The organism is Streptomyces sp. NBC_01003, assembly GCF_045162695.1.
Lineage (GTDB): Bacteria > Actinomycetota > Actinomycetes > Streptomycetales > Streptomycetaceae > Streptomyces.
Map to the genome: position 1 here is coordinate 5,455,930 of NZ_CP108707.1, position 14,045 is coordinate 5,469,974.

Below are 14,045 nucleotides of genomic sequence, written 5' to 3' on the forward strand. Positions count from 1 at the left end.
GACAGGTGGATCTGGGGGCGAGTGGCCGACAATGGCCGTGTGCTGGAGATGACGCGCGAGGAGTTCGAGGAACTGGTCGCCGAAGCCCTGGACCGGATTCCGCCGGAGCTGACGCGGCTCATGGACAACGTGGCGGTGTTCGTCGAGGACGAGCCCGCCGCCGGGGAACCTGAGCTGCTCGGCCTCTACGAAGGGACGCCGCTGACCGACCGGGGTGAGTGGTACGCGGGCGTGCTGCCCGACCGCATCACCATCTACCGGGGACCCGCGCTGCGGATGTGCGAGTCCCGCGAAGACGTCGTCGTGGAGACGGAGATCACCGTGGTCCACGAGATCGCCCACCACTTCGGGATCGACGACGCGCGGCTGCACGCCCTCGGATACGGGTGACGGCCGGGCAGTGAGCGGGCGTGTCCTCTTGCGGGGGGCGGGAGTTGGGCACGGTGACGCCGGTCTTTTCGGCGGTTCCCGTATCGCTTCAGCTCCAGCTTTTCAGCGCCCCGGAGGTGCTCGCCCGTGCGCCAGCTGTCCGTACCCCCTCGTCTGGTCCGACTGGCCGCGGCGGTGGTGGCCGTCACGGCGGCGACCACCGGCTGCATGAGCGTCGCCCACGAGGGGGGCGGGCCCGCGCCGTCGCACTCGGCGGGGCGGCACGGCGGGCGGGCGGCGCCGGACGGCGGCGCGGTGGTCCCCGGGGGCGGCGAGGAGCAGGCCGGGGGCCGGGAAGGCGCGAAGGGGGCGCCGTCGCCGAGCGGCACCGCGTCCGACGCGGCCTCGCACGCCGCCTCGCCCTCCGCGAGCCCCTCCAAGGGCGCAACGGGTCCGGCGAAGCCCTCGGCGAGCGGGCGGACCACGCCACCGTCCCGGCCGACCCCGACGCGCACCGCGCCGGACACGCCGACGCCGCCCCCGGACACCCCCACGCCGACGCCCGACCCGACCACCGCGGAGCCCTCGTCGTCGGCGCACGAGCAGGCGTCGGCCCGGGTGCGGGTCGACCGGGAGCCGGCGCCGCGGGCGGGGGCGCCTGCGTAGGACTTGCCCAGGGGGCAGGTGTGAGCGGGGTCTCAGGGGGATTGGTTTGCGCTGGAGGGTGGTGGGTGACTATGGTGGTAGATCGTTTGATCCCATTTGCCCGGCGCCGTTAAGAGAGCGCCGCGTGGCGCGTTCTCTCCCCAGCCGTGGCTGGACCGCATTGAGGCGGTCGATTGCGAAATTCACGGAGTTGACGGGCGCGTGCCGAGACTCCGGAAGGTTTCGCATTTCGCATGTCCATTTCCAGTTCTGACCACACCGTCATGCCCGAGAACGACGAGGCCGTGCAGGTTCTCGCCGTCGACGAGGACGTGACTGCCGTTGCCGTCGGAGAGGCCGCTGACAGCGCCTCCGCCGAGGCCGACACCGACACCCCCGCCGAGCCCACCCTGACCTTCGGCGACCTCGGTCTGCCCGAGGGCATCGTCCGCAAGCTCGCGCAGAACGGCGTGACCGCGCCGTTCCCGATCCAGGCCGCGACCATCCCGGACGCCCTGGCCGGCAAGGACATCCTCGGCCGTGGCCGCACCGGCTCCGGCAAGACCCTCTCGTTCGGTCTGCCGACCCTGGCGCGTCTCGCCGGCGGTCACACCGAGAAGAAGAAGCCCCGCGCGGTCATCCTCACCCCGACCCGCGAGCTGGCGATGCAGGTCGCCGACGCCCTCCAGCCCTACGGCGACGTCCTCGGCCTGAAGATGAAGGTCGTCTGCGGCGGTACGTCCATGGGCAACCAGATCTACGCCCTCGAGCGCGGCGTCGACGTCCTCGTCGCCACCCCGGGCCGTCTGCGCGACATCATCAACCGCGGCGCCTGCTCGCTCGAGAACGTCGAGATCGCCGTTCTCGACGAGGCCGACCAGATGTCCGACCTGGGCTTCCTGCCCGAGGTCACCGAGCTGCTCGACCAGGTCCCGGCCGACGGCCAGCGCATGCTGTTCTCGGCCACGATGGAGAACGAGATCTCCACGCTGGTCAAGCGCTACCTGACCAACCCGGTCACGCACGAGGTCGACGCCGCCCAGGGCGCCGTCACGACCATGACCCACCACATCCTGATCGTGAAGCCCAAGGACAAGGCGCCGGTCACCGCCGCGATCGCCTCCCGCAAGGGCCGCACGATCATCTTCGTCCGCACCCAGCTGGGCGCCGACCGCATCGCCGAGCAGCTCCAGGACGCCGGCGTGAAGGCCGACGCGCTGCACGGCGGCATGACGCAGGGCTCTCGTACCCGCGTCCTCGCCGACTTCAAGGACGGCTACGTCAACACGCTCGTCGCCACCGACGTCGCCGCCCGCGGTATCCACGTCGACGGCATCGACCTGGTCCTGAACGTGGACCCGGCCGGTGACCACAAGGACTACCTGCACCGCTCGGGCCGTACCGCCCGTGCCGGCAAGTCCGGTGTCGTCGTCTCCCTGTCGCTGCCGCACCAGCGCCGCCAGATCTTCCGCCTCATGGAGGACGCGGGCGTCGACGCCTCGCGCCACATCATCCAGGGCGGTGCTGCCTTCGACCCGGAGGTCGCCGAGATCACCGGTGCCCGGTCCATGACCGAGGTCCAGGCCGAGTCCGCGGGCAACGCCGCGCAGCAGGCCGAGCGTGAGGTCACCTCCCTCACCAAGGAGCTGGAGCGGGCCACGCGTCGCGCCGGCGAGCTGCGCGAGGAGGCCGACCGCCTCACCGCGCGTGCCGCCCGTGAGCGCGGCGAGGACGCCGAGGGTGTCGCCGCCGCCGTCGCCGCCGCTGCCGAGAAGGCCGCCGAGGCGTCCGTCCCGGAGCAGGCCGCCGCGCCGGTCGAGCGCCAGGAGCGTTCGTCCTCGTACGAGCAGCGCCCGCAGCGCCGTGACGAGCGGGGCAACTACGAGAAGCGCGACCGTCGCGACGACCGTCCGTCGGGCGGCTTCAACCGTGACCGTCGTGACAACGACCGTCCGTCCGGTGGCTTCCGTCGTGACAACGACCGTCCGTCGGGTGGCTTCAACCGTGACCGTCGTGACAACGACCGTCCGTCCGGTGGCTTCCGTCGTGACAACGACCGTCCGTCCGGCGGCTTCAACCGTGACCGTCGCGACGACCGTCCCTCCGGTGGTGGCTTCCGTCGTGACAACGACCGTCCGTCGGGTGGCTTCAACCGTGACCGTCGTGACAACGACCGTCCGTCCGGTGGCTTCCGTCGTGACAACGACCGTCCGTCCGGCGGCTTCAACCGTGACCGTCGCGACGACCGTCCCTCCGGTGGCGGCTTCAACCGCGACCGTCGTGACGAGCGCCCCTCGGGCGGCGGCTTCCGCCGTGACGACCGCCCCTCCGGCGGCCACCGCGGCAGCGACCGTCCGTTCAACCGTGACCGTCGTGACGACCGTCCCGCCGGCGGCGGCTTCCGCTCCGGTGGCCACGACCGTCCGTACGGCCGCCGTGACGACCACCGCGGTGCGGGCTCCGGCTCGACCGGTGGTTCCTCGTTCCGCCGCGACGAGAAGCCGCGCTGGAAGCGCAACGGCTGAAACGGCTGAAGGCCGCAGGGCCTGACGGCCTGACCTGAGAAGGGCCCGGGAGACGATCATGTCTCCCGGGCCCTTCTTTCTTTCGCGTGCCTGTACCGCCGTTCACCCGCGGGCATTTTTTGGCCAAAGCCCGCGCATGCCCCGCCCCCGGTACGGGAATCGCTGGGGGCATGACAAGTGAGCCAGCGGCGCAGCAACCGCCGCCATCGACCGACGAGGAACGTCTCGCCCAGCTCGGCTACACGCAGGTCCTCGCCCGCAGGATGTCGGCGTTCTCCAACTACGCCGTCTCCTTCACGATCATCTCGGTGCTCTCCGGGTGCCTGACGATGTATCTGTTCGGGATGAACACCGGCGGCCCCGCCCTGATCACCTGGGGGTGGGTCGGGGTCGGCCTCATGACGCTGTTCGTCGGGCTCGCGATGGCGGAGATCTGTTCCGCGTACCCGACCTCCGCCGGCCTCTACTTCTGGGCGCACCGGCTCGCACCCGCGCGGACGGCCGCCGCTTGGGCGTGGTTCACGGGCTGGTTCAACGTCCTCGGTCAGGTCGCGGTGACCGCAGGAATCGACTTCGGCGCCGCGTCCTTCCTCGGCGCGTATCTGAACCTCCAGTTCGACTTCGAGGTGACGCCGGGGCGGACGATCCTGCTGTTCGCGGCGATCCTCGTGCTGCACGGACTCCTCAACACCTTCGGCGTGCGCATCGTCGGGCTGCTCAACAGCGTCAGCGTCTGGTGGCACGTCGTCGGCGTCGCCGTCATCGTCGGCGCCCTCGCCTTCGCGCCGGACAGCCACCAGTCCGCGTCCTTCGTCTTCACGAAGTTCGTCAACAACACCGGCTGGGGCAGCGGGTTCTACGTCGTCCTGATCGGACTGCTGATGGCCCAGTACACCTTCACCGGCTACGACGCCTCCGCGCACATGACCGAGGAGACCCACGACGCGTCCACCGCGGGGCCGAAGGGCATCGTGCGGTCCATCTGGACGTCCTGGATCGCCGGGTTCGTGCTGCTCCTGGGCTTCACCTTCGCCATCCAGTCGTACCAGGGCGCCCTCGGCTCGGCCACGGGCGCGCCGCCCGCGCAGATCCTGCTCGACGCGCTCGGGGCGACCGCCGGAAAGCTGCTGCTGCTCGTCGTCATCGGCGCGCAGCTCTTCTGCGGCATGGCCTCCGTCACCGCCAACAGCCGTATGATCTACGCCTTTTCGCGTGACGGCGCGCTGCCGTTCTCGCATGTCTGGCACACCGTCAGCCCGCGCACCCGTACCCCCGTCGCCGCGGTGTGGCTGGCGGCGCTCGGCGCGCTCGTGCTCGGACTGCCGTACCTCATCAACGTCACGGCGTACGCGGCCGTGACCTCGATCGCCGTCATCGGTCTCTACATCGCCTACGTCGTCCCGACCCTGCTGCGGCTGCGCAAGGGCGACGACTTCGAGCGCGGGCCCTGGCACCTGGGCGGGTGGTCGCGGCCGATCGGGATCGTGGCGGTGGTGTGGGTCGCCGTCATCACGGTCCTCTTCATGCTGCCGCAGGTCTCGCCGGTCACATGGGAGACGTTCAACTACGCCCCGATCGCGGTCCTTGTGGTCCTCGGGTTCGCGGGCGTGTGGTGGCTGGTGTCGGCCCGGCACTGGTTTCTCAACCCGGAGCACGCGCGGACCGTCGCGCGTGAGGCGGGGCGCGTGGGAGCGCCGGAACCGGTCGATCCGTGAGCGGCGGGCGCGCCGCCCGGCCGCCCGTGTGACATCCGACAGGCCGCGGAGGCCGATACCCGATCGGCCTCCCGGCCCCGGCGGGCTATGCTCGGGGATGCGTCGGCGCGGGTCGGCGCGTGGACCCTTAGCTCAATTGGCAGAGCAGTGGACTTTTAATCCATTGGTTGTGGGTTCGAGTCCCACAGGGTCTACCGCGTGAACAGCGGCCCGGACGGCTTCGGCCGGCCGGGCCGCTGTGTTGTTCCCGTGAACTCCGTTGCCCCTCACGCCTCCCGTAGGTACCGCCTCTTCACCGCCGTCAGCGCGACCGCGTACAGGGCGAGGACCGCCGCGAGGAGCGCGTAGTACACGGGCGGCAGGGGAGTCATGCCGAGCGGGCGGGCGGCGGGGGTCAGGGGCAGCAGGATGCCGACGGCGGTCAGGGAGGCGACCGCCCAGCGGACAGGGCCCGGGGTGCGCGGGGCGCGGCCGGTGCGCAGGAGCAGCATCACCAGAGCCTGCGTCAGGAGGTTCTCGGTGAACCAGCCCGAGTGGAACGCCGCCTCGTCGGCCGCGCCCGCCGTGGAGTGCAGGGCGAGCGCGAGGACGCCGAAGGTCGCGAGGTCGACCGCGGCGTTGAGGACGCCGAACCCGGTGATGAAGCGCAGGAAGTCGCGCGGGCGCAGCGTCGTGGGCCGGCGCAGGGCGTCGGGTGCCGGGCGGTCGAAGGCGAACGAGAGCTGGGCCCCGTCGAAGCACAGGTTCTGCGCGAGCACCTGCGCCGGGAGCATCGGCAGGAACGGCAGCAGGAGGCCCGCCGAGAGCATCGCGATCACGTTGCCGAGGTTCGAGGAGAGCGTGACGCGCAGATACGCGGCGATGTTGCCGCTGCTGTGACGGCCCGCGGTGATCGCGTGGCCGATCGCGGTGAGGTCCTTGCCGGGCCGGTGCGCGGGCTGCGCGAGCACGATGTCCGCCGCGTCGCGCGCCACCGGGACCGCGTCGCGCGGGCAGATCCCGACGTCGGCGGCGCGCAGCGCGGGCAGGTCGTTCACGCCGTCGCCCAGGAAGCCGACGGTCGTCTCCCCGCCGGCACGCAGGGCGGTGACGATGCGCGCCTTGTGGGCGGGGGTGCAGCGGGCGAAGACGGTGGTGCGGTGGGCGAGGCGGGCCAGTTCCTCGTCCGTGAGCGCGTCGAGGACGTCCGCGGTCCGTACGTCGCCGGGGGCGAGCCGCAGATCGCGCAGGGCGCGAGCGGCGGTGCCGGGGTGGTCGCCGGTGAGCACCTTGACCGTGACGCCGCGCTCTCCGAGATCGCGCAGGGCCTGCTCGGCGGTCGGCACGAGGGCGTCGGTGAAGGCGACGAAGCCGGTGAAGGTGAGGCCGCGTTCGTCGGCGGTGCGGTACGGGCGGTGCCGGGCGGGGCGTTCGGCGGTCGCCACGGCGAGGAGCCGGAGCCCGTCGCCGGACAGCGCCGCGGCCCGGGCGAGCAGGCTCGCGCGCTCGGTGTCGTCGAGGGCGCACCGGTCGAGGACGTTCTCCACGGAGCCTTTGACGGCGAGCGTGACCGTGCCGAGGCCGCCGGGCCGCCGGACGACGGCGGTGGCTAGGCGGCGTACGGGGTCGAAGGGCAGTGCGGTGATCCCGTCGTACGTGTCCGTGATGGCCGGGTCTGCCGCGAGGCCCTGCGTGATGACCGCCTCGTCGAGCGCGTCCGGGGTCGGCAGGTCTGCGAGCTGGAGCGTCCACCAGGCGGAGACGGCCGCCCAGTGCAGGGCGTCGGGGTCGGTGCGGGCGAGGTCGACGGCCGGGCGGTCCTGGGTGAGGGTGCCTGTCTTGTCGACGCAGAGGATGTCGACGGCGCCGATGTCGTGCAGCGCGGGGAGCCGTTTGACGATGACGCCGTGGGTGCGGGCGAGCAGCGCGGAGCCGCGGGCGAGCGCCGTCGTGACGATGACCGGCAGCATTTCCGGGGTGAGCCCGACGGCCACCGCGACGGCGAACGGCAGGGTCTCCAGGCCCCGGCCGCGCAGCGCGGCGCCCGCCATCAGGACCAGCGGCGGCGTCAGCAGCATGAAGCGGATCAGGGTCCAGGAGATGCCGTGCACGGAGCGCTCGAACGCGCTCGCCCCGCGCGGTGCGCCGACCGTGCGGTGGGAGGCGGCGAAGCGGGTGCCGGCGCCCGTCGCGAGTACCACGGCGCTCGCGCTTCCGGAGGCCACGCTGCCGCCCTGGAAACACAGATGCGCCGACTCGCCGTCCGCGGGCAGGTCCACGGGCCGCTTGTCGACGGGCACCGACTCCCCGGTGAACGCGGCCTGTTGCACGGTCAGGCCCTGCGCCCGCAGGAGGCGTACGTCGGCGGGGACCAGGTCGCCGGGGCCGAGCCGCACCACGTCGCCGGGCACCAACTGGCTTACGGGGAGCTCGTGTTCGGCCGGTGGGGCGCTCTCGTCGTCGCCGGGGCGGCGCAGCACGGTCGCCGTCGTCGCGACCAGGTCGCGCAGGCCCGCCATGGCGCTGTCCGCGCGGCGCTCGCCGGCGGAGCGCAGGCCGCAGCTGACGGCGACCAGGACGAGGATCACGCAGGCGGTGCCCCAGGCCGCGACGGCCGCCGAGACGAGGCCGAGGCAGAGCAGGACGCCGGTGAACGGGTCGCGCAGGCTGCGGGCGGCCAGGCGGGGCCAGGACAGGGGACGTGTACCCGGCAGGACGTTCTCGCCGTGGCGGGCGAGGCGCCGTTCGGCCTCCGCCTCGGTGAGGCCGCGCGGGCCGCTGTCGAGGGAGCGCAGGAGCTGGAGGGTCGTACGGCCCGGATCCGTCTGCGGGGCTGTATCGGTCACTATCGGGCGCCGTCAGGGATTCTCGGGTGTCGTCACCGTCGTCTTCTCCCGTTCATCGGACCGCGAAAGGCTCCCCGGCAATGGGTTCGAGCCTTCAGTTTAGGGGCGGAACTTTTGCCGCCCCCCGCTAGTTTCTACAGAGCTGTAGAAGATCAGTACGTGCCGATCGAGGAGAGTCATGGCCCTGTGGGATCGCTTCAAGGAGTCCGCGTCGACGATGCAGACGCAGCTCATGGCGAAGAAGAACGACCTGAAGAGCGGCGCCTTCCGTGACGCGAGCATGGCGATGTGCGCGCTGGTCGCCGCGGCCGACCGGAACATCGACCCGGCCGAGCGCAGCCGCGTGGCCCAGCTCATCTCCACGAACGAGGTGCTGCAGAACTTCCCGGCGGACCAGCTCCAGAGCCGCTTCGACGCGAATCTGAACAAGCTGACCGCCGACTTCGACTTCGGCAAGGTCAGCGTCCTCCAGGAGATCGCCAAGGCGAAGAAGAAGCCCGCCGAGGCGCGCGCGGTCATCCAGATCGGCATCGTCATCGGCGGCGCGGACGGCGACTTCGACAAGACCGAGCAGGCCGTCGTCCGCGAGGCCTGCCTGATGCTCGACCTGCCCCCGCACGAGTTCGACCTGTAGGCGGATACACCGAAGGCCCGGAACCAATGGTTCCGGGCCTTCGGCCTTCAGTAGCGGGGACAGGATTTGAACCTGCGACCTCTGGGTTATGAGCCCAGCGAGCTACCGAGCTGCTCCACCCCGCGTCGGTAAACACGACTCTACGCCATTGCGGCGACGGAACGCGAATCGGTTGCCCGGCGTTCCGTGATCCGCCGCCTCGGGCCCCTTTCACCCGGTCGGTCCCGCCAGGTCGCCCGCCGCCTTTCGCGGGGGAACCCTGGGGTGGGGCCCGACGACGTGCGCAGGCGCGGGACCGACGCGGACGGTGGCGGGAGACGAGCGGTGGGGCAGCGAGGAGGACACGGGCGAGAGACGGAGCTGGGCCTGTCCCGCGCCCGGTTCTTCGTGCGGCTGCTGCCCGCGCTGCTCATCGTGGTCGGGGCGATCTACGACTACGTCACGCCGTCGACGTTCACCGGCGTGCCCCTCTTCACCGCCGCCCCGCTGGTCGCCGCCCCGTTCTTCTCGCCCCGTGGCACTTTCCTGACCGGCCTCGCGACCGTCGCCGTCGTACTCGGGGTGCATCTCAGATACACCCGCAGTTACGACACCGACGCCATCACCGAACTCGTCACGGTCTCCACCGTCGCCGTCCTCGCCTGTGTCATGAACCGCGTCGTGCGGCGGGGCAGTGAGCAGCTCACCTCCGTGCGCCAGATCGCCGAGGCGGCCCAGCGCGCCGTCCTGCCCGAGCCCGCGGAGCGCATCGGCGGCCTGGAGATCGCGGCCCGCTACGAGGCGGCCCAGGAGGGGGCCTTCATCGGGGGCGACCTGTACGCGGTGCAGGACACCCCGCACGGGGTGCGGCTCGTCGTGGGCGACGTACGCGGGAAGGGTATGGGCGCGGTGTCCGCCGTGGCCGTGGTCATCGGCGCCTTCCGGGAGGCGGCCGAGCAGGAGGCGACCCTGGAGGCGGTCGCGCAGCGCCTGGAGCGGGCGCTCGCGCGCGAGGGGCTGCGGCGCAACGGCCTCGACGAGTTCGAGGGTTTCACCACGGCCGTGCTCGCCGAGATCCCGCACGGCAACGGCCTCGTACGGGTCATCAACCGGGGCCATCCGGAACCCCTGATCCTGGGCGGCGACGGGGCGCTCAAGGTCCTGTCGCCGCCGGAGCCCGCGCTGCCGCTCGGGATGGGTGGCCTCGGCAGCTGGCCCGACCGGGCGTCCGAGACGGAGTTCCCGTCCGGGGCGACGCTGCTGCTCTACACCGACGGCCTCTCGGAGGCGCGCGACGCGGAGGGCACCTTCTACGACCCGGCGGCCCGGCTCGCGGGACGGATGTTCTCGGGGCCCGATCCGCTGCTGGCCGCGCTCGCCGCCGAGGTCCGCCGGCACACCGGGGGCGGCACGACGGACGACATGGCGCTGCTCGCGGTGAGGCGTCCGTGAAGCAGCAGTGAAGCAGCCGTGACCGCCGTCTTCACCTTCCGTAGTCGAACGGCGTCGCTGCGCATAACATTTGACAAACCGTCAGATGATCGGCCTGTCTCGACGGCTGGCCAACTCGCCCGATTCCGCCCGCTCGTGCCCCGATAAGTCCAGGCCAAAGGCGTTAACGATCAGTCGGAACGGCTTGGAATCGGGCCCCGGTGTCTATTAACGTTCGATAACGCAGCGCGGTCGTCCCAGCCGTCACAAGAGATGGCTCCGTGCGCACGCGCCTAATCCCGCAAGGGAGCCGGGGAACCACCAACTTGGGGTGAATCGGACGTCTTTCCTTGCGGAAGGCGTCGGTAGGAGACCTTCCTGCTCCGAACCCGTCAGCTAACCCGGTAGGCGAGAAGGAAGGAAAGGAGCGCGCCCCCGTGGCGTCCAACCGGCCTGCCCCAGAGTTCTCCTACGCGCCGATCGACGAAGAGTTCGGCGAAGCGGACGAGCGGACCTGGGACGAGTGGAATCCCACCGAGGAGTCCGTCCGCCCCGTACGCGGCAGGCACCGCGTAGCCAAGCAGCGCGGCGGTCTCGCGCGCAGTTCCACAGTTCTCGGGGTCGGCGTGATCGCGGCCGTCGGCGCGGGCGGCATCGCCACCGCGCAGGGCGGCAAGCCCCCCGTACACATCTCGATGCCCGACCTCTCGGCCGTCAAGGACTCGCTGCCCGACGCCAAGTCGCTGCCCGGCGTGGGCGCGCTGATATCCGACGGTTCGGACGACGACTCGTCCGGCGCCGACGCGGCCCCGCTGACCGGCGCCGGCATCACCACCGCGGACGCCGAGCAGGGCACGACCGCCGGTGAGGCCCTGCGCGCCCGCATCATGCAGCAGGCCGAGCAGCAGCAGAACCAGGCTGCCGACGCCGAGGCCGCGGCTGCCGAGGAGGCCGCCGCGAAGAAGGCCGCCGAGGACGCGGCCAAGGAGCAGGACGCCGCGTCTGCCAAGGCCGCCGCCGAGAAGAAGGAGGCGGAGGAGGCCGCGAAGAAGAAGGCCGAGGCCGAGCGCCTCGCCGAGCTCGCCAAGAGCTTCACGCTGCCGGTCGCCTCCTACACGATCACCGGCACGTTCGGTCAGCCCGGCTCGATGTGGTCCTCCGGCTACCACACGGGTCTCGACTTCGCCGCTCCCACGGGTACGCCGCTGAAGGCGATCCACTCCGGCACCGTCAAGGAGGCCGGCTGGGCGGGCGCGTACGGCTACCGCACCGTCCTTGAGCTGCCGGACGGCACCGAGCTCTGGTACTGCCACCAGTCGTCCCTCAACGTCAGCGCCGGCCAGAAGGTGACCAGCGGCGACGTCATCGGCCGCGTCGGCGCCACCGGCAACGTGACCGGGCCGCACCTCCACCTGGAGGTCCACCCGGGCGGCCAGGCGACCGGAGTCGACCCCGCGCCGTGGCTGCGCTCCAACGGCCTGACCATCTAAAGGCTCGTAACCCTCCGAACCCCGGCGGTCCTGACGGCAACCCCCCGACGTCAGGGCTGCCGGTCGGCCGTGCCCGGAATATCTTGCTCCGTATCGGTGTTCTGACAGGCCATGACTTCTCTTCGCAAGCTTGGCTCGTCAGACCTCGAGGTGTTCCCGCTCTCCCTCGGCGGCAATGTGTTCGGCTGGACCGCCGACGAGGCGCAGTCCTTCGCCGTGCTCGACGCGTACGTCGCCGCCGGCGGCAACTTCGTCGACACGGCCGACACGTACTCGTCGTGGGTTCCGGGCAACAAGGGCGGCGAGTCCGAGACCGTCATCGGCAAGTGGCTGGCCGCGCGCGGCAACCGCTCCGATGTCGTCATCGCCACCAAGGTCGGCGCCCACCCCGACTTCAAGGGCCTGTCCGCGAACACCATCAAGTCCGCCGCAGACGAGTCGCTGCGCCGCCTCGGCACGGACTACATCGACCTCTACTACACGCACTTCGACGACCCGTCCGTGCCGGTCGAGGAGATCATCACCGCCCTCGACGAGCTGGTGAAGTCCGGGAAGGTGCGCGCCATCGCCGCGTCGAACCTGACCCCGGAGCGCCTCCAGGAGTCCCTGGACTTCTCCGACCGCGAGGGCCTCGCCCGCTACGCCGCGCTCCAGCCGCACTACAACCTCGTCTCGCGCGACACCTACGAGGGCCGGCTCCAGGAGGTCGCCTCGCGCAGCGGTCTCGCCGCCGTCCCGTACTACGCCCTGGCGTCCGGGTTCCTGACGGGCAAGTACCGGCCGGGCACCGAGGTCGACAGCGCGCGGGCCGCGGGCGCGAGCCAGCACCTGCAGACCGAGCGCGGCCTGCGCGTCCTCAAGGCCCTCGACGAGGTGGCGCAGGCGCACGGCGCCGAGGTCGCGACGGTCGCCCTCGCCTGGCTCGCGTCCCGCCCGACGGTGGCCGCGCCGATCGCGTCCGCCCGCACCGTGGAGCAGCTGCCGGCGCTGGTGGCCGTGGCCGACCTGGAGCTGACGGACGCGGAGCTCTCGAAGCTCACGGAGGCGTCCGCCTGAGGCGTTCTCAGTAGCGGTACGGGTTGTACGCGTTGTGGGCACTGTGCGCGGGGAACTGGGCGACCGGCCCCGCGTGCACCGGCCCCGCGTACATCGGCGGCACCCACACGGGCGGCGCGGTGGCGTGGGACGCGTAGGCGAGGGCGGGGCGGGCCGCGTGGCGCCGCGCCCACAGCTCGTCGAGCAACTCCCGCTCCCGTACGACATAGTCCGGCCCGGCCCGGCCGCGCCGCCCGCGGTGGCGCAGGAGCGCGAGTGAGGTCGCGTACTGCTGGTACTGGGCGACGGTCTTGGCCGTCGCCTTGCCGCCGTGGTGCTGCGCGAACTCGCGGGCCAGGCGGCGGGCGCGCATCGAGCCGAGGGCGAACGGCTCGGCCGGGCCGACCCAGCCGGCCGCCGCGTACGCGGGCAGCTCGGTGCGCACCGTGCGCAGTTCGCGCTGGCGGGTCCCGATCGCGAGCCAGGTCAGCAGCCCGAACGCGGGCATCATGAACAGCGCGTAGACCCCGAAGAACCCGAACCGGCCGAACGCCGACGAGCCGTTCCACGTGGCGTGCATGCCCATCGCGAGCAGCAGCCCGGCGAGGGGCAGGAACACGCGCCGCACCGGCCCGCGGTCGGGCGCGGTCCAGGCCGCGAGGCCGAAGCCGATGCCGGTGAGCACCGTGAACAGGGGGTGCGCGAACGGCGACATGACGATGCGTACGAAGAAGGTGGCGGCGGTCACCGAGGCGATGCCGGTGCCGCTGTTGAGCTGGTCGGTGCCGAAGGCGTTGCCCAGATAGAGGATGTTCTCGGTGAACGCGAAGCCGGTGGCGGTGACACCGGCGATCACCACGCCGTCGACGATCCCGGTGAAGTCCCGTCTGCGGAACAGGAAGATGAGCAGGACGGCGCAGGCCTTCGCGGACTCCTCGACGATGGGCGCAATGACCGTCGCGCCCAGGGTGTCGGCGTTCGCTGGGTCGGCCGAGTTCGTGGCGATCCAGTGGGTCGCGAAGCTGTTGGCGACGATCGCGATGAGCGCGGCGGCGCAGGCGCCCCAGGCGAAGGAGAACAGCAGGTTCCGCCAGGGCCCGGGCGCGACCCGGTCCAGCCAGCGGAACGCGGCTATCAGCAGCGGGACGGGCAGGACCGCGAGGCAGAGCCCGACCAGGAACCCCTTGGTGCCGGTCTGTTCCCGCACGAGGGCGAGGATCACCAGGCCGGAGAGCGTCAGGAGCGAGACGAGCGCCCAGGCGTGCACGGCCTTCCGCTCCCACCAGCGCGGATGCCGCAGCATGCCGGGCCCCGGAGCGCCTGCTCCGGGCTGCGCGTGCGGAAACGCATTCGGATACGAGGGATAGGTCGCCACAGCGTTGACCCTAACGAGGGAC

At 71.7% G+C, this 14,045-nt stretch carries 10 protein-coding genes, 2 tRNA genes and 1 riboswitch; of the genes, 9 read left to right on the forward strand and 3 right to left on the reverse strand.

Translation table 11 applies throughout. The features are described 5' to 3' along the window. Positions 1-39: 39 nt before the first annotated feature. From OG698_RS25055 to OG698_RS25075, 5 genes are all read left to right on the forward strand, one after another. Positions 40-390, forward strand: coding sequence for a metallopeptidase family protein (locus OG698_RS25055; protein WP_406105547.1), 351 nt, complete (start codon positions 40-42; stop codon positions 388-390). Between the two features lie 126 nt (positions 391-516). After that, positions 517-1,035: a hypothetical protein gene (locus OG698_RS25060; RefSeq protein WP_406105549.1), complete on the forward strand. Its 519-nt coding sequence runs from the start codon at positions 517-519 to the stop codon at positions 1,033-1,035. A gap of 233 nt (positions 1,036-1,268) precedes the next feature. Continuing rightward, positions 1,269-3,539 (forward strand): DEAD/DEAH box helicase, encoded by a 2,271-nt coding sequence (locus OG698_RS25065; protein ID WP_406105550.1) that lies wholly within the window; start codon positions 1,269-1,271, stop codon positions 3,537-3,539. Positions 3,540-3,709: 170 nt separating this feature from the next. Continuing rightward, positions 3,710-5,254 (forward strand): amino acid permease, encoded by a 1,545-nt coding sequence (locus OG698_RS25070; protein ID WP_406105551.1) that lies wholly within the window; start codon positions 3,710-3,712, stop codon positions 5,252-5,254. A 121-nt stretch (positions 5,255-5,375) separates the two neighbouring features. After that, positions 5,376-5,448: transfer RNA gene (locus OG698_RS25075), tRNA-Lys, on the forward strand. A 72-nt stretch (positions 5,449-5,520) separates the two neighbouring features. On the opposite strand, the gene mgtA is transcribed toward OG698_RS25075, so the two are convergent. Continuing rightward, on the reverse strand, positions 5,521-8,079 hold the full coding sequence (mgtA, locus tag OG698_RS25080; protein ID WP_406105553.1) for a magnesium-translocating P-type ATPase: 2,559 nt from the start codon (positions 8,077-8,079) through the stop codon (positions 5,521-5,523). A gap of 178 nt (positions 8,080-8,257) precedes the next feature. Between mgtA and OG698_RS25085 the strand changes: the two genes are divergently transcribed. Then, entirely contained in the window at positions 8,258-8,713 is a 456-nt protein-coding gene (locus OG698_RS25085; protein WP_100598964.1) for a tellurite resistance TerB family protein, read from the forward strand. Positions 8,714-8,764: 51 nt separating this feature from the next. Here the strand turns inward: OG698_RS25085 and OG698_RS25090 are convergent. Continuing rightward, positions 8,765-8,838: transfer RNA gene (locus OG698_RS25090), tRNA-Met, on the reverse strand. A 199-nt stretch (positions 8,839-9,037) separates the two neighbouring features. On the opposite strand from OG698_RS25090, the gene OG698_RS25095 reads away from it, so the two are divergent. The 3 genes from OG698_RS25095 (at position 9,038) to OG698_RS25105 (ending at position 12,669) form a co-directional block, all read left to right on the forward strand. Then, positions 9,038-10,144, forward strand: coding sequence for a PP2C family protein-serine/threonine phosphatase (locus tag OG698_RS25095; protein ID WP_406105554.1), 1,107 nt, complete (start codon positions 9,038-9,040; stop codon positions 10,142-10,144). 259 nt (positions 10,145-10,403) lie between these two features. Then, positions 10,404-10,549: riboswitch (cyclic di-AMP (ydaO/yuaA leader) on the forward strand. Positions 10,550-10,560: 11 nt separating this feature from the next. Continuing rightward, positions 10,561-11,613: a M23 family metallopeptidase gene (locus tag OG698_RS25100; RefSeq protein WP_406105556.1), complete on the forward strand. Its 1,053-nt coding sequence runs from the start codon at positions 10,561-10,563 to the stop codon at positions 11,611-11,613. Positions 11,614-11,724: 111 nt separating this feature from the next. Further along, entirely contained in the window at positions 11,725-12,669 is a 945-nt protein-coding gene (locus OG698_RS25105; protein ID WP_406105557.1) for an aldo/keto reductase, read from the forward strand. A gap of 7 nt (positions 12,670-12,676) precedes the next feature. Here the strand turns inward: OG698_RS25105 and OG698_RS25110 are convergent, their stop codons facing one another. Next, the gene (locus OG698_RS25110; RefSeq protein ID WP_406105559.1) at positions 12,677-14,023 is read right to left on the reverse strand and encodes a PrsW family intramembrane metalloprotease; all 1,347 of its coding nucleotides are present in this window, start codon (positions 14,021-14,023) and stop codon (positions 12,677-12,679) included. Positions 14,024-14,045: the final 22 nt, after the last annotated feature.

Excerpts from the sequence above, each read along its gene's own strand:
- OG698_RS25070 (WP_406105551.1), top strand. The coding sequence starts at position 3,710 with ATGACAAGTGAGCCAGCGGCGCAGCAACCGCCGCCATCGACCGACGAG.
- OG698_RS25085 (WP_100598964.1), top strand. The coding sequence starts at position 8,258 with ATGGCCCTGTGGGATCGCTTCAAGGAGTCCGCGTCGACGATGCAGACG.
- OG698_RS25065 (WP_406105550.1), top strand. The coding sequence starts at position 1,269 with ATGTCCATTTCCAGTTCTGACCACACCGTCATGCCCGAGAACGACGAG.
- OG698_RS25105 (WP_406105557.1), top strand. The coding sequence starts at position 11,725 with ATGACTTCTCTTCGCAAGCTTGGCTCGTCAGACCTCGAGGTGTTCCCG.